Source organism: Porphyrobacter sp. ULC335 (assembly GCF_025917005.1).
Classification (GTDB): domain Bacteria; phylum Pseudomonadota; class Alphaproteobacteria; order Sphingomonadales; family Sphingomonadaceae; genus Erythrobacter.
The window spans coordinates 2,592,027-2,609,669 of the sequence record NZ_CP078091.1; the positions used below are offsets into that span (position 1 = coordinate 2,592,027).

15 protein-coding genes are annotated in these 17,643 nt (G+C 66.7%); 3 read left to right on the forward strand and 12 right to left on the reverse strand.

Translation table 11 applies throughout. The annotated features are described in order from the left end of the window. Positions 1-2: 2 nt before the first annotated feature. A complete protein-coding gene (zapE, locus tag KVF90_RS12365) occupies positions 3-1,118 on the forward strand; it encodes a cell division protein ZapE (protein WP_264391879.1) in 1,116 nt (371 codons plus the stop codon). Here the strand turns inward: zapE and KVF90_RS12370 are convergent. The 12 genes from KVF90_RS12370 to KVF90_RS12425 all read right to left on the reverse strand — a co-directional run bounded on the left by KVF90_RS12370 (position 1,115) and on the right by KVF90_RS12425 (position 16,232). Beyond that, positions 1,115-3,013, reverse strand: a complete 1,899-nt coding sequence (locus KVF90_RS12370; protein WP_264391880.1) for an XrtA/PEP-CTERM system amidotransferase — start codon at positions 3,011-3,013, stop codon at positions 1,115-1,117. The genes zapE and KVF90_RS12370 overlap by 4 nt on opposite strands. A 12-nt stretch (positions 3,014-3,025) precedes the next feature. Beyond that, entirely contained in the window at positions 3,026-4,030 is a 1,005-nt protein-coding gene (xrtA, locus tag KVF90_RS12375) for an exosortase A (protein ID WP_264391881.1), read from the reverse strand. Beyond that, positions 4,020-5,240 carry a TIGR03087 family PEP-CTERM/XrtA system glycosyltransferase gene (locus KVF90_RS12380; protein ID WP_264394505.1) on the reverse strand — a complete coding sequence of 407 codons (1,221 nt, stop codon included), beginning with the start codon at positions 5,238-5,240 and terminating at the stop codon, positions 4,020-4,022. Before KVF90_RS12380 ends, xrtA begins: the two co-directional genes overlap by 11 nt. Continuing rightward, positions 5,240-6,301: a FemAB family XrtA/PEP-CTERM system-associated protein gene (locus tag KVF90_RS12385; protein WP_264391882.1), complete on the reverse strand. Its 1,062-nt coding sequence runs from the start codon at positions 6,299-6,301 to the stop codon at positions 5,240-5,242. Before KVF90_RS12385 ends, KVF90_RS12380 begins: the two co-directional genes overlap by 1 nt. After that, complete coding sequence (locus KVF90_RS12390; protein WP_264391883.1) at positions 6,298-7,233, reverse strand: XrtA system polysaccharide deacetylase; 936 nt, start codon at positions 7,231-7,233, stop codon at positions 6,298-6,300. Before KVF90_RS12390 ends, KVF90_RS12385 begins: the two co-directional genes overlap by 4 nt. A 2-nt stretch (positions 7,234-7,235) precedes the next feature. Beyond that, complete coding sequence (locus KVF90_RS12395; RefSeq protein ID WP_264391884.1) at positions 7,236-8,408, reverse strand: XrtA/PEP-CTERM system-associated ATPase; 1,173 nt, start codon at positions 8,406-8,408, stop codon at positions 7,236-7,238. Positions 8,409-8,424: 16 nt separating this feature from the next. Next, a complete protein-coding gene (locus KVF90_RS12400; RefSeq protein WP_264391885.1) occupies positions 8,425-10,068 on the reverse strand; it encodes a preprotein translocase subunit YajC in 1,644 nt (547 codons plus the stop codon). Between the two features lie 2 nt (positions 10,069-10,070). Next, positions 10,071-11,078 carry an AAA family ATPase gene (locus KVF90_RS12405; RefSeq protein WP_264391886.1) on the reverse strand — a complete coding sequence of 336 codons (1,008 nt, stop codon included), beginning with the start codon at positions 11,076-11,078 and terminating at the stop codon, positions 10,071-10,073. A gap of 16 nt (positions 11,079-11,094) precedes the next feature. Then, on the reverse strand, positions 11,095-12,615 hold the full coding sequence (locus KVF90_RS12410; RefSeq protein WP_264391887.1) for an XrtA system polysaccharide chain length determinant: 1,521 nt from the start codon (positions 12,613-12,615) through the stop codon (positions 11,095-11,097). A gap of 15 nt (positions 12,616-12,630) precedes the next feature. Beyond that, positions 12,631-13,272 (reverse strand): XrtA/PEP-CTERM system exopolysaccharide export protein, encoded by a 642-nt coding sequence (locus KVF90_RS12415; RefSeq protein WP_264391888.1) that lies wholly within the window; start codon positions 13,270-13,272, stop codon positions 12,631-12,633. 195 nt (positions 13,273-13,467) lie between these two features. Further along, positions 13,468-14,694 carry a pyridoxal-dependent decarboxylase, exosortase A system-associated gene (locus KVF90_RS12420; protein WP_264391889.1) on the reverse strand — a complete coding sequence of 409 codons (1,227 nt, stop codon included), beginning with the start codon at positions 14,692-14,694 and terminating at the stop codon, positions 13,468-13,470. Next, entirely contained in the window at positions 14,691-16,232 is a 1,542-nt protein-coding gene (locus tag KVF90_RS12425) for an acyl-CoA ligase (AMP-forming), exosortase A system-associated (protein ID WP_264391890.1), read from the reverse strand. Before KVF90_RS12425 ends, KVF90_RS12420 begins: the two co-directional genes overlap by 4 nt. Before the next feature lie 20 nt (positions 16,233-16,252). On the opposite strand from KVF90_RS12425, the gene KVF90_RS12430 reads away from it, so the two are divergent. Continuing rightward, the gene (locus tag KVF90_RS12430; RefSeq protein ID WP_264391891.1) at positions 16,253-17,227 is read left to right on the forward strand and encodes a GNAT family N-acetyltransferase; all 975 of its coding nucleotides are present in this window, start codon (positions 16,253-16,255) and stop codon (positions 17,225-17,227) included. Between the two features lie 106 nt (positions 17,228-17,333). Further along, complete coding sequence (locus KVF90_RS12435; protein WP_264391892.1) at positions 17,334-17,630, forward strand: acyl carrier protein; 297 nt, start codon at positions 17,334-17,336, stop codon at positions 17,628-17,630. Positions 17,631-17,643 lie beyond the last annotated feature (13 nt).

Here is a 17,643-nt window from a genome sequence, read left to right on the forward strand (position 1 = left end):
CAATGCCAGGTCTCCTCGCCCGCTACGACGCGCTGATCGCCAGCGGAGAACTGCGCGCCGATCCTGACCAACGCGCGGCGGCGGAGAAGCTAGCCGCATTGCAAACTGCACTGGAAGCCGAAGCCCCCACCGGTGGCCTGCTGGGCAAAATCTTCGGCAAGAAGCCTGCCCGCCTGCGCGGTCTCTACATCTGGGGCGGTGTCGGGCGCGGCAAGTCGATGCTGATGGATCTGTTCCACGAAACGCTTGCGATCCCCGCCAAGCGGCGTGTGCACTTCCACGCCTTCATGCTCGAAGTCGACCGCCGCATCGCCGAGGCGCGCAAGGCAGAGCGGCCCGATCCGCTGGTGGCGGTTGCGCTGGATATGGCCGCCGACCTCAAGTGCCTCGCCTTCGACGAGATGGTCGTCACCAACACCGCTGACGCGGCGATCATGGGCCGCTTTTTCACCGCGCTGATGGAGGCCGGTACGGTCATCGTCACCACCTCCAACCGCCCTCCCCGCGACCTCTACAAGGACGGGCTCAACCGCTCGCTGTTCCTGCCTTTCATCGATCTGGTCGAACGTGAGATGGACGTTCTGTCATTGAATGGCCCGACCGATTACCGTCTCGACCGCATCGGCGGGCTGGCGACATGGCATGCGCCGTTGGGTGATGCCGCCACGGCGCAGGTGCGCGAGGCCTTCTTCCGTCTCACCGATTTCGAACCCGAAGATGCCGCACACGTGCCTTCCGGGGAACTCGAGCTTGGCGGCGGACGAACGCTCCATGTGCCCAAGTGCCTCAAGGGTGTGGGCGTGTTCAGCTTCAAGAAGCTGTGCGCGGAAAACCGCGGCGCCGCCGATTACCTTGCCATTGCGCAGGCCTTCCACACGGTCATTCTCGTCGGCATCCCGAAGATGGGGCCGGAAAACCGCAACGAGGCGATCCGCTTCACCAAGCTGATCGACGCGCTGTATGAGCACCGCGTGAAGCTGTTCGCCACCGCGGCGGCCGTGCCGGAAGAGCTGTATCAGGCGGGCGACGGGGCCTTCGAGTTCGAACGCACGGTCAGCCGGTTGAACGAAATGCAGAGCGCCGACTACATGGCGCTGGGCCACGGGACCGAAGACTAACCGCTCACTCCGAGCTGCGTCAGCGACTTCTCCAGCATCAGCAATTGCCACAGCGTGCGCGAATGATCGGCGCGGCCCGCGATGTGGGCCTCGGCCATTGCGGCAACCGCCTTCGCATCGAAGTACCCGGTCTGCGCCAGCCCGCCGCTGGTCCGGATCCCCCGCGCTGCGACGGCCAACGGCCCGCGCAGCCACTCGGCAATCGGTGTGACGAAGCCCTGCTTGGGCCGGTAAAGAATGTCCTGCGGCAGATAGCGTTCGAGCGATTTCTTGAGAAGGTATTTGCCCGTCGATCCCCTCACCCGCATCCCTTCCGGCAGGCGCGCGGCGAATTCCACAAGGCGGTGATCGAGCAGCGGCTCGCGCGCTTCAAGGCTCACAGCCATGCTGGTGCGGTCGACCTTGGTAAGAATATCGCCGGGCATCCAGAACGTCAGATCGGCATATTGCGCCCGGTCGAGGCCCGATCTCCCCGGCGCGGCGCGCATCAGGGCGATCAGTTCGTCCTCGCCCCGGAACCCGTCGAGGCTGGAGGCGAAGCTTTCCGAATAGAGCCGTTGGCGTGTTTCCGGCAGCGTGACGGAAAGCCCGCGCGCATAGCCCTCCTCCCCGCTTTCGGCGAGCGCCAGCAAGGTCGCCTTGGCGCGCAAGGGTCGCGGTGCCCAATCGGCCTTGGGCCAAGCCCGTCCAAGCGCCCCGAACAGCGGTGCGCGCAGACCGGCGGGTAGGATCGAACGCGCCCGCTCCTCGTGGTGGTGGAAGACCTGACGGCGGTATCCCCCGAACGCCTCGTCCGCCCCGTCGCCCGACAGCGCCACCGTCACCCGCTCGCGCGCCAGCTGGCACACGCGCCACGTTGGCAGGGCAGAGGCATCGGCAAAGGGCTCGTCGAACATCGCGGCGAGCGCATCAATGGCGGAGAAATCATCGGTGGCGACGATCCGCTCGGCATGATCCGCGCCGAACTTCGCCGCGACCTGACGGGCGTAACTCGTCTCGTCATAGGCGGCGACATCGAAGCCGATCGAGCAGGTCTGCACCGGATTGCTCGACGCCTCGCTCATCAGCGCGACGACGCCAGACGAATCCACGCCGCCCGAAAGGAACGCGCCCAAAGGCACATCGGCAACCATCCGCGAGCGCACGCCTTCGCGCAGCAAGTGGACGAGCTGCGCCGAAAGATCAGCCTCGCTCCCGCGCTCACGCTGGGTGAAGTCGATGTCCCACCAGCGCTGCGGGCGGCCCGGCGCCTTGCCTTGCTCCAGCAGCCAGAAATGGCCCGCGGGCAGCTTCTCGACCCCGGAGAGGATTGAATGCGTGTCGGGGACATAGCCCCAGGTCAAATAGGCCTCGATCGCCTGCGGATTGACCCGGCGGCGCAGCTGCGGGTGCGCGAGCAGCCCCTTCAGTTCCGAGGCAAAGGCGATGCTGCCATCGGACAGATGCGCCAGAAACAGCGGCTTCACCCCGAACCGGTCCCGCGCAAGGAACAGCTGACGCTTGTCCAGATCGAACAGCGCGAAGGCGAACATCCCGTCGAGCCGTGCGAGGCAATCCGGCCCCCAACGCTGCCACGCGGCGAGGATCACCTCGGTATCGCCCGATGTGCGGAAGGTGAAACCGGCCTGTTCAAGCTCGCGGCGCAGTTCGCGGAAATTGTAGATCTCGCCGTTGAAGACGATCACCGCGCGGCCATTGCTCGCGTGCATCGGTTGGGGAGAGCCCGCGAGGTCGATGATCGACAGGCGGCGATGACCGAGGCCTACGCCGTGGTCGGTCCACACCCCCGATCCGTCAGGCCCGCGATGCGCCAGAGCGTCGCACATCCGCACGACCCGCGCGGGGTCGACGGGCTTGGGCGTCTCGGCATGGAAGATTCCGGCAATCCCGCACATCGGATCTTGGGCCTAAAGCAGCGCGGCCAGCGCGGCAACGCCCGCAAGGGCGATGATCGCGAGCGCAGCGCCCTTTGGCGCAAAGGCGTGTTCTTCGGCGCGGGCAACCCAGCCCCAGCCCCCGATGGCGTCGAGCGGCCAGCCATAGGCCTCCGGCTCACGCTCGACAAAGCGCCATGCCGTGCCCAGCAGCACGGCTGTGATGATCGCAAAGAACACCCAGCCATAGACGATGTGGTCGAACCCGGTCGCGCGTTCGGCACCGATGTATTGCGCGATGTGGATCGTCGCCCATGCACGCACGCCGTTGGCGAGGATCGGAACGATGATGCAGGCGGCGAGGAACATCGCCCGGCGCGACCAGCGCGTGAAGCGCGTGAAGGCGACCAGCACGCCCAGCGTCACCATCGCGATCAGGAACTTCACGCCCGAACAGGCCTCGGCAACGATGAACAGGCCGGCGGGGGTATCAATGTAAATGCCATCAATCCGCGCAGGCACACCGCTCGCATGGGTGAGCGCGATGGCGATATCAGCGGTGACGAATTGCAGCGGCGGAATGATCTCGTCACCGAACGGCACGAGGAAACACGCAAAGGCGAGCGGCAGAGCGAGCAGCAGGCTGACGCGCAGGCCGAGGATGGTCAGCACCGCCGCCTGAAGCGCACCAACTGCGCCGATCTGAGCGACAAGGTTGATGCCGTGCATCTCGCCCGCCCACCACAGGGCGAGCGCAGCGGCGACAGCCAGCAGTCCGGGCACGAAGGGCTGCGGCGTGACGCGCGCGAGGTCGTCCTCCTTCAGCGCCACCAGCCAGGCGATGATGAAGGGGACGAGCATGAGGTGATTATAGGTATCGATATTCCACCACTGGTGCAGCATCGCGCCCCAGCTTTGCGCGGTCACAGCGATCAGCGCGACGACCGCCACGGCAAGCGCAGCTAGCGGCCCGCGCCATGCTGAAGGGATTCCGGCGCTCGCTTGCGGGGCGGAGAGGGCGGCAACGTCAGGCGGCATGGCGTGCGCTGCCCCCAGCCATGCCGACAAGCGCAGCCAGCGGCGCCATCATCGCCTCCCAGCCATGATGATCGACCACAAAGCGCAGCGCCGCCGCGCCGATTTGTGCAGGAGCCTGATGGTCAGCCAGCAGGCCCGCGATCCGCGCGGTCATCGCCGCCGGATCGGGCGGGCAGACCACCCAATGCGCCCCGTCCTGCGCCGCAATCCCCGTCGCCGCTTCGGGCGTCAACACTACCGGCCTGGCCATCGCCATCGCTTCGAGCACCTTGTTCTGCACCCCGCGCGCGATCAGCAGAGGGGCGAGCACGGCATCGGCGGCGGCGATGAAGGGGCGCACGTCCGCCACCTCTCCCCACACCTGCACGCCGGGGGTGCCGTGGTGCGCCATCAGGGCGCGGGTCGGGTTGCGGCCGACGACATGGAACATCGCCTCCGGAAAACGGCTGCGAAGCTGCGGCATCAGCGCCTCGATCACCCACAGCGCGGCCTGCTCGTTGGGCCGGTAATCCATCTGTCCGGTGAAGACGAAATGCGGCCCCGGCAGTCCGGCGATGACGGGATGCGGCACGGCGGCGGCGGGATCGAAGAAGCCAGCATCAATCCCGTTACCGATCACCTGCACATTGACTGTGGCGGGCGCTGCAAGGCGGCTGCGATAAAGCGCAGCTTCGGCCTCGGAGATCAGGATCGCGGCGTCCGCCCGCTGGCCGAGGCGTTCCTCCTCCGCCGCCAGCAAGCGCGCCTCGCGGGCGTTGAGCCACACGCGCTCGCCAGCATCGGCATAGCTGGCGAACTTGGCGCTATCGACATCGCACAGGTCGATCACCACGCGGCCCGCAAAGTCGTCCGGGATGTATTGCCCCATCTGCCCGGAGAAGACGACGATGGCGCTGATGTGATTCCGGGCGATGGTATCGCCTACCCAGCGCTCCAGCTTGCGCGAGTGGAACGCGGTCAGGCTGACAGGCTTGCCACCCAGCACCGCCTCGACACCGGCGAGCGGCAGGGGCTTGGTCCGGGGCGCGATGCAGTATGATGCCGCCATGTCCGCAAGCGCGCGTTCGGCGTCCTTGTCGCCCTCACCGAAGCAACCGACATGGACGGGTGCGAGGCGTGCCAGCGCCTTGAGCAGATGATGCGAGCGGATGCGGTCGCCCCGATCGGGCGGGAATGGCACGCGGTGGGCTAGGAACAGGATGCCGCCCATCACGCCAGTCCGCGTGCGATCCACGGCCCCAGCGTGTTGGCGACCGGGAGCGGCAGCTTCTTCCAGAGTTCGATCTTCCGGCTGTAGCTGGCATCGGTGGGATCGATGTTGCGCTTTGCTGCGCCGCCATCTGTCCACGCGCCGTAGGTCAGCGGCACCGGATCGAAACCCCAGTTCTTCTTGAAGGCGAATGGCCCGCTGCCAGTTTTGGAGCGCCCGAAATCGAAGCGGGTCATGCCCTGCCTGCGGGCGTGGAGCATCAACTCGTAATACATCACCTCGTTGGCGCGCGCCGCGCGGGCCGCGAACACGCCGCCGCCCCAGAAGGGCAGGGCCGCGCCATCGTGGTAGAAGCTGAGTACGCTCGCCAGCGGGGTTGCGCCCTGCCACACGGTGAGGATGTCGCAGCTGTCAGGGAAAGCCTCGATCATCGCTGTGAACAGCCGCTTGGCGAAAACCGGCGTGCCGAGATTGCGCACGCTTTCGCTGTAGCAGGCGTAGTGCGCGGCGAGGTCACCCGACCCACGTCCGACAGTGACACGATGGCCGAAGCCGAGACCCTTGCGCACTTCGGCGCGCGCCTTGCGCGGGATGGCGAGCAGTTCCGCCTCGTCGTCAGCGGCCAGCGGGCGTTCGAAACCGCAATGCTTGTCGGACCAGCTGTCCCAGCCTTGGGGGATCGGACCGCCACGCAGTTCGATGCCGGAGAAGCCCCCGCGCGCGGCGTGGCCTTGTGCCGCAAGTGCGATTGCCTGCGCCGCGTCATCGCTTTCGGCGACAATACCGCCGCCGACTCCAAATCCGCTCGAGACGAGCGCTTTGCCGAACAGCGCCGATCGCACCTCTGTCAGCGGCAACCAGCCTGTGACTGTGCCGAGCCGTTCGGCGACTATTCCTGCGGCACGTTGGCCCGCGCCTGTCTCGACACCCAGCAACCATGCCGGGCGGTGGAACAGACTTGCCCCGGCCTCGCGCACAAAATTCTCGATACGGCGCACCTCTCCCGCGTCGCGGAAGTCGACGGTGCGCACGCTGGTGCCGGCTTTCACCGGCGCGTTCATGCCGCAAATTCCGCCGTGGCAGGTTCAGGCAGCACCAGATCTACAGCCCGCGCAGCCTCGCGGTGGGCGACCAGATCCATCCGGCCCCAGCGGAATTCGTGCACCAGTTCGCGCAGCTTGCCCGCCATGCGCGCAAGGCCGGTATAGTGCCGGAAGCGCGAACGCAGCGGCGCATGGCCGACACGCGGCTGATCGGGGTCGACCTCCCACGGGTGGAAATAGAACACCGCCGGGCGGCCTTCGGTGCGGTTCACCTGCCGGATGGCCCAGCGCGAAAACGCGTAGGGCAGGACCCGGAAGAAGCCCCCGCCCCCCGCCGCCACGCGCCGTCCACCAAGGATCGCGGTGGTCACCGGCAGCTCGATCATGGGCGACCACGGCAGCGGCTTGAAGGCAAAGCGCGGGGCTTCAGGCCAGCCATAGTGGTCGTGAACGACTGGCGCGACACTGGAGGAATAGGCATAGCCCTGCTCGGCCAGCTCGGCGAAGGCCCAGGGCGTGCGCTGGTCGATCGAGAAGCTCGGCGCGCGGTAACCCGTCACGCGCACGCCGCTGCAATCCTCGATGACTTCGCGCGCCTTGCGAATATCCTCGGCGAATTCGGCGCGCGTGAAGGAGAACACCCGCGCATGATCGTAACCGTGGCTGGCGATTTCATGGCCTGCATCAACGATGCGGCGGATCATGTTGGGATGGCGTTTGGCCACCCAGCCCAGCGTGAAAAAGGTCGCTGTGACATCGGCCTCGGCGAACAGGTCGATCACGCGGTAGACATTGTCTTCCACGCGGGTCTTGATGCTGTCCCACTCGCCGCGGGCAATCACATTCTCGAACGCGCCGACCTGAAACCAGTCCTCGACATCGACCGACAGGCCGTTGACGATGCGGGGGTCAGTGCCGAGCGCGCCGGGTATCGGAAAGGGCGCGTTCATGGTCACGCGGCCCTGCGCGACGGATCTTCCTCGAGCCATTCGATCAGCATGGTCAGCACGTGGCGGAAGGATTGCTCCTGCTCCTCAAGCCGCGCTTCGATGCGTTCAAGCGCCGCGGCGAGGCGGGCCTCGGCCACGCGCATGTCCTCGGGCGAAAGCGCTTCGCCGTCGGCACCGTGCTGGCTGACGCCGGCCGCCTGCAATTCGCTGATCGCGGCTTCCAGTTCGGCGGTGCGCGCGTCGCGCTCGGCCAGCAGGGCGGCCACTTCGTTTGCAGGCAGGCTGTCGTGGGCAATAGGGGCGGAAGCCGGGACGGCAGCGGGCGCGGTGCGCAGATCGCTCTGCCCGCGTGCGCCGCGGTTCTGGTCGGCGGTCATTTCGGCGATCACATCGTCGAGCATCGGCAGCGAAAGCTCGTCGCGCGCCTCGATGGCGCCGAGCAGCAGCAGGCGGTTCATCACCTGGTTGACCCGGCGCGGAATGCCGCCGGTGTGGCGGTAGAGCGCATCGAGCAGACCCGGCTCGAATTCCGGACGCCCGTTCCAGCCCACATGGCCAAGGCGGTGGCGCACGTAAAGTTCGACCTCGTGCGCATCCAGCGCTTCGAGATGGTGCGAGGCGATGATCCGCTGGCGCAGCTGTTCGAGCCCCGGGTGATGGGCGAGCGTGCGGCGGAATTCAGGCTGGCCGAGCAGCAGGCTTTGCAGCAGCGGGTGCGAGCCGAGCTGGAAGTTGGAAAGCATCCGCAGCTCTTCCAGCGCGCCCAGATCAAGGTTCTGGCACTCGTCCACGACCAGCAGGCAGCGGCGACCGGCGCGGGCTTCATCCTGAAGGAAGCGCTCGATAGCGCCCAGGGCGGCGGCCTTGTCATGCCCGTCGACCTGAAGGCCAAAGGCCTGCGCGACGACATGCACCACTTCGGCCCCGTCCAGCGCGGTGGTGACCACCTGCGCCGCCGTCAGCGCTGCCGGATCGATCCGCTCCATCAGGTGCGCAACCAGCGTCGATTTGCCCGCGCCGACCTCGCCGGTGATGACGATGAAGCCCTCACCCTGCGCAAGGCCATAGCCGAGATAACTCATCGCCTTCTTGTGGCTGGTACTCTCGAAATAGAACTGCGGATCGGGCGTAAGCTGGAAGGGCCGTCCGCTGAAACCGTAAAATTGTTCGTACATGAGCCGCGTATCCCCGTCAGAAGTTGTAGCGCAGACCAACCAGCGCGGTCGCAAAAGCGAAGTCCTGCGCGGTGAACTGGCTGTCGAAGTAATCGACCGCAATCGCCGCGCGGCCCACAAGGCGCTGGGTGATCGACTGGTTGTAAGCCGCCGACGCGCCGACCGCGGTCACGTCGTTATTGCCCGCCCCGTCGAACCAGTTGACGTAGGCGTTGGTGGTGATGTTGGCGTTCTGCCCGATCTCGCGGGAGAGGCCGCCGATCACGTAGTAGCTTTCATCGGTAAGGCCGTTGACGGGGGACAGCACCGTGCCCGCCGCCGCAATGAAGGTGCGCCGGTCATAACCTGCGCCCAGCGCCGCTGTGGTGCGCCCCACGGTGCGCTCATAGGAAGCGCGCACCCCGCGCCCGCGGAAGGCTGCCGAGCGTGTCGATCCGATCCCGCCGATCACCGATTGGCCCTCGGCCCCGCTCACCAGCCCGCCGAAGTCGCCGGTCACCGGGTTGCGGATCGCCTCGAAATCGCTGTCGAGCCCGGCGAGCGAATTGTTGAGCAACCCGCCAAAGCCGCTCACCCCGTCATAGGCCGACACCGCAAAGGCGCTGCGCTGGCTGGGGACATAGGTGAAGGTGCCGTAATAGGTGGTGGAATCATACCGACGCCCGACCGCTGCCTGAAGGCTGGTGCGCGAGCTGGGGCGCCACAGCACCCCGACATCCCACAACAATCCGTCGACCGCGAAGGCGATCCGGCGCGGCGCGCTGCTATCGGTGACGAAACGGCCATCGGCCCCGATCACCGGCACGCCATTGGCATCGCGCAGCGCATCGCGGCTCGAAATCTCGACATCCTCGTAACCCGCCCCGGCAACCAGCGCGAGGTCGATGGTGAGCGGCACGGTCACATCGCCGCGCACGTAGAGGTCGCGCACGCGCTGATCGAGATTGCTGATATTTTCCTGGAAGCCCCCGGCCGTCACGGCGAGACCCACGGGCAGCACTTCGCCCGGACGCACACCGGCGCGCAGCTGACCCAGATAGGTCACGCTGTCATCGAACACATCGACGCTGTTGCCCGCTTGCGTGACCAGCGCATCGTCCGCTTCAAAGCGGTTGTATCCGACCCGCGCCACGCCCTCCACGCCGACATCGCCGATGCGGGTGTTGAGGCTCGGCCCGGCATAGGCGCTGTAGAAGCGGCTTTCCGCATCGTCGCGTTGCAGCGGATTGGCGGTGGTGCCGCCGCCTGCATCGATCCGCGTGCGCGAGGCCAGCGCGCCGGCTTCAAGGCTGAGGGTGTTCGGCACCAGCGCCAAAGTGCCGCGCGCAACACCGCTGATCGTGTTGCTGTCGATGCTGTCATCGCCGTAGCCGATGTTGCGTTCGTAGCGCACCGAGACCGCCGCGCCGCTGTTGCGGCCCTGCACGTTGATATCGACGCCGACGGCGACCTGGGTGAAGGTCACCACATCACTGCCGGGGCTGAGTTCGGCCGAGACGACCTGCCCGACTTCGATATAGGGCTGCACCACGCGATTGCCGCGCTGGCCGGGCGTATTGCCGCCCTGCCCCTGACCGATGTCCTGTGCCATAGCCGGAGCCGACGACGCGGCGATCATGCCGGCAGTCAGCAGTGCGGCTGCGAATATCCGGGCACGCATGTCTAGTTCCCCTTCGTGCCGTAGGAGCCGAAGCGCCGGCCCGAAGGGCTGTAGCGCGCGGCATTCAACAGCAGCTTGATGTCGCTGCAGGCCGAAAGCAGCTGCTGCGCATCCTCGAGCGCGGCGCGGCTGGTTTCGTCGGCACGCACCACCAGCAGCGCCTGCCCGACATATTGGGCAAGCTCGGCAGCGGGCGATGCGGCAAGCGCGGGCGGCGTATCGAAAATCAGGATCCGGTCGGGCGCACCCTGCGTCAGCCGGTCGAGCACCTCGCCGGTGCGGGCGCTGGCGAGATATTCGGCGTCGAGCGCGGTGGCCGTGCCTGCAGGCAGCACGAACAGCCCTTCGATATCGGTGCGGATGACGAGGCTTTCAGGCTCGATCGACGGATCGGCGAGCGCGTCCATCAGGCCCTGTTCGGCCTCGATCCCGAGGCGCAGTGCCACCGAAGGCTTCACCACGTCGGCATCGACCAGCAGCACCTCAAGCCCGCGTTCGGCCGCGAGCGCGATGGCGAGGTTGGTCGCGCAGTAAGTCTTGCCCTCGCCCGGATGCGGCGAACAGACAAGGATGCGGCGGGCAAGCGGCGTATCGCCCGCACGGGCATCGGCCAGCAGCTCGCGCTTGACGATGCGGAACTCTTCGAGAAGCCCGGTGACCGGATCTTCGGGCACGATCAGACCGCCATCGCGCAGATGCTCGCGGTCAATGCTGACGCGCGGACCCGTGAAGGCGACGGCACGCGGCGCTGGCGGGGTGGGCGCGGGTTGCGGCGCGGCGGGTTCGGCCTTGGCCAAAGCGACCGGTTGGGCCGCGGCGGGTGCCTGCGGCTCCGGCTGCGGGGGCGATTGCGGTTGCGGCGCAGGACGGCGCAGCGCCTGCGGCACAGGCGGCATTTCGGGCAGGCTGGGCGCTGCGGCGCGCGGATCGAGGCCGAAGGCGGCATCCGCCCGCTCGAACAGCGATGCGGGCCGTGCCCCCTCGCGGTTTATCTTGCCTTGGTCGGTCATGTTCTTGCCCCCACCCTCACGCAATCGTCCCGATCGAGACGACCTCGATCGCGAGCAGGATCACAAACATGGCGCCGAGGCCCGCACAGGCCCCTGCGAACTGCTTGAGGCGGCGTTTTTCAGCCATGCGGGCCGCGTCGGAGACGGTGAGCGAAATCGAACCGATCACGGGCAGGTCAAAGGCACGCTCAAGCTTCTGCGGCGTGGCAAAGCTCGATTTGAGCTGGCTGAGCGCATAGGCGGTCGCCACCCCGGCGCCGAGGCCGACGATCAGCACGCCCAGCAGCAGCAGCGGGCGGTTGGGCGCGGCGGGCTTCTGCGGAACGCCCGGTTGCTGGATGATGTCGAAACGGAACTGGCTGGCCTTGTCCTCGACCTTGCCGCGCGTGCGCAGCGCCTCGCGGTCCTGAAGCAGCTTTTCGTAATTCTGGCGCAGCACGTCATAATCGCGGCTGATGCGGTTGGCTTCGGCGGCCACGGTCGGCTCGCTCGCCTGACTGGCCATCAGCGCGGCAAAATTGCTCTGGAGCGCGGCGCGGCGGGCCTGCAGGGCTTCCACCGAAGCCTGACGCTCGCTCTTGATCGCGATAAGCGAGGAATAGGCCGGATTGGGCGCGCCGCCCGCATCCTCGCCCGCACCGGCGGCCTGCTTGGTCAGCAGCGCGACCTGACGGGTGGTCGACACCACATCGGGGTGGCTGTCGGTCAACCCGCGAGCTCGCAGTTCGGCCAGCTGGTTCTGGGCCTGAAGCAGCGCGGCGCGCGGGCCGGTCGCTTGCGGGCCGCCAGCGATGGTGCGCGGCGTGCTCGCCACCTGACCCGAGATCGCCGCCAGCGCGCTTTGCGCCGCAGCCAGATCGGCATCCACATCGCGCAATTCGGTGCGCGATTGCTGGACCTTGCTCGACAGGCTTTCGGAGCCGCCGACAAGATCGGGATACTGCGCTTCGAACACAAGGCGGCGCTGTTCGGCCTGCTCAAGCTCAAGCTTGCGCTCGTCCAGCTGGCGGTCGAGATCGCCGATCGCGGTGCTGATCCCGGCGCGGTTGCCGATCACGTGCTCCTCGCGCAGGATGTCGAGCAGCTTCTGCACAACATCGCGGGCCAGTACGGCGTTCTCGGCATCACCAAGGTCGCTGCGGCCAATTCCGGCAGTGATCTCGAACAGGTTGTCCTGCTCGCTGGTGACCTTCACCGTCTTTTCCAGCTCGCCAATCGCGGCATCAAGCGCACCGCGCTCGGTGATGCCTTCGCCCAGACGGGTGGAGGTGATGACCTTTTCGAGGTTCTTGGCGCTCGACAGGGTCTGGCGCACGCGCATGATCTCTTCCTTGCCGTCACCGGCAATGCCGAGCTGCTTGGAGAGCACGTCCTGCACGTCGACATAGACGCGGGCCTTGGATTCGTAGGTGTTGGGGATCATGCTGACCACCAGCCACCCCAGCACGCACACGCCCCATGCGGTCGCAATCGCGATCCAGCGGCGGTGCCACACCGACCAGAGCGCTGCGCGCAGTTCGTCGAAGATCTCGCTCATTCCCCGCGCAGCCCCTTAGAACCGGCTCTCGGGAATGATGATCGTGTCGCCGGGCTTCAGCATCACATTGGCGCTGGAATCGCCCTTGCGGATCAGGTCCGCCAGACGCAGCCGGTATTCGACCTGCGTGCCGTTTTCATGGTTCAGCCGGATCAGCTTGGCGCGGTTGCCCGCGGCAAATTCGTTGAGCCCGCCCACCGCGATCATTGCATCAAGCGCGGTCATGTTGGCGCGGTAGGGCAGCGAGGACGGCTGCGGGGTCGCACCGATGATGCGCACCTGCTGGGTGAAGTTACCCTCGGGCGTGTTGACGATCACCGAGACGATCGGCTGCTCGATATACTTCGCGAGTTCGCCCGCGATGTATTCCTGAAGCTGGGTCGCGGTTTTGCCGACCGCCGGAATGTCCTGCACCAGCGGGATCGTCAGCCGGCCATCGGGGCGCACGCGGACCTTGTCAGCGGAGAGTTCGGGATTGCGCCAGACGTGGATGGTGATCTCGTCAAGCGGGCCGATGGTGTATTCCTCGGACGGGACGACGCTGCCGTCTCCGTAGCTTGCCGAAGGAAGCTCCGTGCCTGCGGCCGCGCAGCCCCCCAGCAAGGCCACGGAAAGTCCGAGAACCGCGAGGCGCTTCAGAGGCAGGGGGTACGACATTGATTTGGATCCTTGGCCATTTTGGGGCGCCCCGTATTCGCGCAGGAGCGACCTGCGACACGAAGCACCCGGATATCGGGGTTCTTGTCGCCGGAAATGGTGAACATATTGTTAGTTATACAGCCGCAAATCGGCCCCTATCCCGGATCGGGACAGCGCATTGGCAGGGGTTAACGGCCCCCCGCCGGGAGTGCCTCAGACCAGCATTTCAGCCGCCGGGCCATGGCCAAGGAAGGCGCTGGGAGAAGCGGTCGCTCCGTAAGCTCCGGCGCAGAACACCGCGACCAGATCGCCAACATCGGCACGGGGCATGGCGGCGTTGTCGGCAAGCCGGTCAAGCGGGGTGCACAGACAGCCGACGATGTTCACTTCCTCTGTCGCCTCCGCGCCGTAACGCGTTGCGATTGCAGAAGGATAGTTGCGGCGCACCACGGTGCCGAAGTTGCCGGAGGCGGCCAATTGGTGATGCAGGCCCCCGTCGGTCACGAGGTAGGTCACCCCGTGGCTGACCTTGCGGTCGATGATGCGCGTCAGGTAAACGCCCGCCTCGCCGACCAGATAGCGGCCCATCTCCATGCACAGCTCGGTCTCAGCAAGCACCGGCGGGAGCCGTTCGAGCCGCTCTGCCAGCGCCGCGCCCACCTTGCCGAGATCGACCGGAACATCGCCCGGGAAATAGGGGATACCCAGCCCCCCGCCCATGTTCAACTTGGGCAGGCCATGGTCGATGATGTCGGCGAGATTCGCCGCCAGTTCCAGCACGTTGGTCTGCGCCTCGATGATCGCATCGGCGCTCAGGGTCTGACTGCCGGTAAAAATGTGGAGACCGCGCCACTCCGCACCTTCTGCTATCACATGGCGGGCCAGGTCGGGCACTCGCTCGGCATCAACGCCGAACTGCTTGGCCCCGCCGCCCATCTTCATGCCCGAGCCCTTCATTTCGAAACTCGGGTTCACGCGGATCGCAATGCGGGGCGCCTTGCCGAGGCGCTGGCCAATCGCGAGCGCACGCGCGCCCTCGCCCTCGCTCTCGCAATTGAGCGTTACGCCTGCGGCAATCGCGGCTTCCAGCTCGTCGTCGCGCTTGCCCGGCCCGGCAAAGCTGATCCGCGCCGGATCGATCCCTACCGCCAGGCAAAAGGCCAATTCGCCCGCGGAGGCGATGTCGAACCCGTCCACCAGTGGCGCCATATGCCCGATCACCGCAAGGTGCGGGTTGGCCTTGACCGCGTAGTTCAGGCCCACCCGCTTCGGCAGCGCGGCGCGCAGGTCCGCCACCCGCGCATCGAGGTGCGCCCGCGAATAGACGAACAGCGGCGTGCGCCCTGCCTCGGCCACCAGCTCGCTCGCGCGCTTGCCGCCGATGGCAAGCTCACCCGCGATGGTCTCGTAGCCGGGAGGGATCGGGCCGACGGGCTTCATGGGACAAATTCCTGATTGAGTTCGGCCTGCAAGGCGGTGCGGTCGATCTTGCCGTTGGGGTTCAATGGCATCGCCTCGCGCCAATGGATATGCTGGGGTTGCATGAAATTGGGGAGGTCCCGCTGGAGACGCTTTGGGAGTTCCTCGCGCCCCTCCGCACCGCCGCGCACCACGAGATGCACCGCCTGACCGAGCCTTGCATCCGCCACGCCGAGCGCGACGGCCTCGGCAACAAGCCCGGTGGCGAGCGCCGCTTCCTCGATCTCCTGCGGGCTGATGCGGTTACCCGCGCTCTTGATCATCGCGTCCCTACGCCCCGCGAAATATAGCAGCCCGGCGGCATCGCGCCGCACCCGGTCACCCGACCATACCGCCATCCCGCCATAGGCCGAAGCAGCGGGCGCGGGCTTGAAGCGTTCCGCCGTGCGCTCCGGGTCTTGCCAATAGCCTTGCGCGACCAGCGGGCCGCAATGGACAAGCTCACCCTCTTCGCCGTCGCCGGCCACCTCACCCGCGTCGTTGATAACCAGAATCTCTGCGAAGGGTATGGCCTTACCCATTGATGTTGGATGCGAATCTACCAAAGACGGATCAAGATAGGTCGAGCGGAACGCCTCGGTCAGGCCATACATCGGGAACAGCCGCGCCGCCGGGAACATCCCGCGCAGGGACCGCACCAGATCCACCGTCAGCGCGCCGCCGCTATTGGTCAGCCGCCGCAGGGGCGCGCGGGCTTCCTCGGGCCAGTCGGTCTCGGTGAGTTGCACCCACAGGGGCGGCACCGCGGCGAGCGTTGTCACCCCATGCTTCGCGCAGGCTTTCGCCACATCCTTGGGGAAAAGGAAATCGAGCGGTACCAACGCCCCGCCCGCATACCAGGTCGAAAGCAGCTGGTTCTGCCCGTAATCGAAAGACAGCGGCAACACCGCCAGCGTCACGTCATCGCCCGCCAGCCCGAGGTAATGTGCCACACTCACCGCGCCCAACCACATGTTGGCATGGCTCAGCATCACGCCCTTGGGCCGCCCGGTCGATCCGGAGGTGTAGAGGATCGCGGCCAGTTCCGCCGGATCGTCCTCGGATGGCCCCAGCTCTCGCCCCACCGCTTCTGCCGCCGCCAGTGCCTCGCCCTCGCCCAGCGCCGCGCATCCCGCAGGCAGATCGCCCGGCTCCAGCGAGGCGAGGCGCGAGCCTGTGCCGATCAGCAGCTTCGCGCCGCTATCTGAAAGAATATGCGCTGCCTGCGACCGCTTCAGCAGCGGATTGATGGGCACGTGCACCAAACCCGCGCGCGCCGCCGCCAGCGGCAACAGACAGGTCAGCTCCCCCTTCGCCGCCCAGCTTGCCACCCGCGCGCCCTTCTCCGGCACTTGCAGTGCCAGCCATCCCGCCAGCAGCGCGACACGCTGTCTTAACTGATTGTGGTTAAGCGTGCCTGCTCGCAGCACCAGCGCCGGTGCCTCCCCGCGCCCCGCCGCCCCCGCCATTTCGGCAAGGTGATCGAGCGGGCGCAGGGCGGGATCGGGCGGTAGCGGCATGGACGGGAGCATTCTTCTCAGTGATCGAAGCGCGGTATCACGATAGCGTTAACGTCTTGCAAGCCCTGAAGGCCTGCGAGACGCCTGCGCCGTTCGACCGCGCCGAGTGGTATGCCTTGCTGGCAGAGACCGGGCTGACGCCGCTGATCGCCATCGCCGACCATGCCGGGGACACCGCCGCGCTTGCCCTGACCGAGGATTCCGGGCGAATCGCGCCCTTGCGCAATTGGTACAGCTTCACCTGGCGTGAGCTTGCTCCGCCCGGCGCAGCGGGCGACCGGCTGCTGGAAGCGATCGCACGGCAGCTGAAGACGCGCGGGTATCGCGTCACGCTGGAACCCGTACCGGGCGAGGATGGCTCTGCAGAGCGATTGGCGCGCGCCTTCCGTGCGGCGGGATGGAAGGTGGCGGCGGAGCCCTGCGATATCAATCACATCCTGCCCGTCCGCGGTCGCAGCTTTGACGAATATTGGGAAAGCCGCCCCGGACCGCTGCGCACCACGCTGAAACGCAAGGCAAAGAAGGTCGAGGTCGAGGTACTGACCCGCTTCGACGCGGCTGTCTGGGCCGATTACGAGGCGATCTATGCCGCCAGCTGGAAGCCGGCCGAGGATCAACCCGCGATGCTGCGCGCCTTTGCGCAAGGCGAAGGCGCGGCGGGACGTTTGCGATTGGGGGTGGCGCGGGCCGATGGCATTGCAGTTGCGGCGCAGTGCTGGACCGTCGAAAATTCAATTGCCTATATCCACAAGCTCGCACATCTTGAGAGCCACAAGCCGCTGTCTGCCGGAACCACGCTGACTGCCGCTCTGTTCCGCCACGTCATCGACATCGACAAGGTCACGCTCGTCGACTTCGGCACGGGCGACCAGAGCTACAAGGCCGACTGGATGGAGGAGGTGCGCCCGCGCTTCCGCATCGACTGTCTCGACCCGGCACAGACCCGCAGCTGGGGCCCGCTCGCCAAGCGGATGCTGCGCCGCCAGCGCGCCTGACGCCCGCCCCTGCCCCGCGGAATGCTTGCACCCGCGCCCGCGCATGGCTAAGCCCCGCCGCCACGGCGCAGAACAGGGATTTTGCGCCCATACAAGGGTTGGGCCGATGATCACATTGCCGAACATCGACAGCGCCGCCGGCGAGGCCGCGCTTGATCGCGAACTCAAAGGCTTGATCGCCGATGTGCTGGGTCTCGATCCGGCGCAGGCCGAAGCGTTCGGTCCGGAATCGGGGCTGTTCGGCCACCTGCCGGAACTGGATTCGATGGCAGTCGCAGGATTGCTGACCGAGATGGAAGACCGGCTCGGCATCGTGATCGAGGATGACGACGTCGATGGCGAGATGCTCGAGACCTATGGCGGCCTGCTGGCCTTCGCGCGTGCGAAGCTAGACCCCCGCTAGACCCCCCTTAGAC

Coding starts and splice junctions, on each gene's coding strand:
- KVF90_RS12385 (WP_264391882.1), bottom strand. CDS start 6,301: ATGAACGCGCCGGTGAAAGCCGGCACCAGCGTGCGCACCGTCGACTTC.
- KVF90_RS12435 (WP_264391892.1), top strand. CDS start 17,334: ATGATCACATTGCCGAACATCGACAGCGCCGCCGGCGAGGCCGCGCTT.
- KVF90_RS12415 (WP_264391888.1), bottom strand. CDS start 13,272: ATGTCGTACCCCCTGCCTCTGAAGCGCCTCGCGGTTCTCGGACTTTCC.
- KVF90_RS12405 (WP_264391886.1), bottom strand. CDS start 11,078: ATGACCGACCAAGGCAAGATAAACCGCGAGGGGGCACGGCCCGCATCG.
- KVF90_RS12395 (WP_264391884.1), bottom strand. CDS start 8,408: ATGTACGAACAATTTTACGGTTTCAGCGGACGGCCCTTCCAGCTTACG.
- zapE (WP_264391879.1), top strand. CDS start 3: ATGCCAGGTCTCCTCGCCCGCTACGACGCGCTGATCGCCAGCGGAGAA.
- xrtA (WP_264391881.1), bottom strand. CDS start 4,030: ATGCCGCCTGACGTTGCCGCCCTCTCCGCCCCGCAAGCGAGCGCCGGA.
- KVF90_RS12400 (WP_264391885.1), bottom strand. CDS start 10,068: ATGCGTGCCCGGATATTCGCAGCCGCACTGCTGACTGCCGGCATGATC.
- KVF90_RS12425 (WP_264391890.1), bottom strand. CDS start 16,232: ATGCCGCTACCGCCCGATCCCGCCCTGCGCCCGCTCGATCACCTTGCC.
- KVF90_RS12380 (WP_264394505.1), bottom strand. CDS start 5,240: ATGGGCGGCATCCTGTTCCTAGCCCACCGCGTGCCATTCCCGCCCGAT.
- KVF90_RS12370 (WP_264391880.1), bottom strand. CDS start 3,013: ATGTGCGGGATTGCCGGAATCTTCCATGCCGAGACGCCCAAGCCCGTC.
- KVF90_RS12410 (WP_264391887.1), bottom strand. CDS start 12,615: ATGAGCGAGATCTTCGACGAACTGCGCGCAGCGCTCTGGTCGGTGTGG.
- KVF90_RS12390 (WP_264391883.1), bottom strand. CDS start 7,233: ATGAACGCGCCCTTTCCGATACCCGGCGCGCTCGGCACTGACCCCCGC.
- KVF90_RS12420 (WP_264391889.1), bottom strand. CDS start 14,694: ATGAAGCCCGTCGGCCCGATCCCTCCCGGCTACGAGACCATCGCGGGT.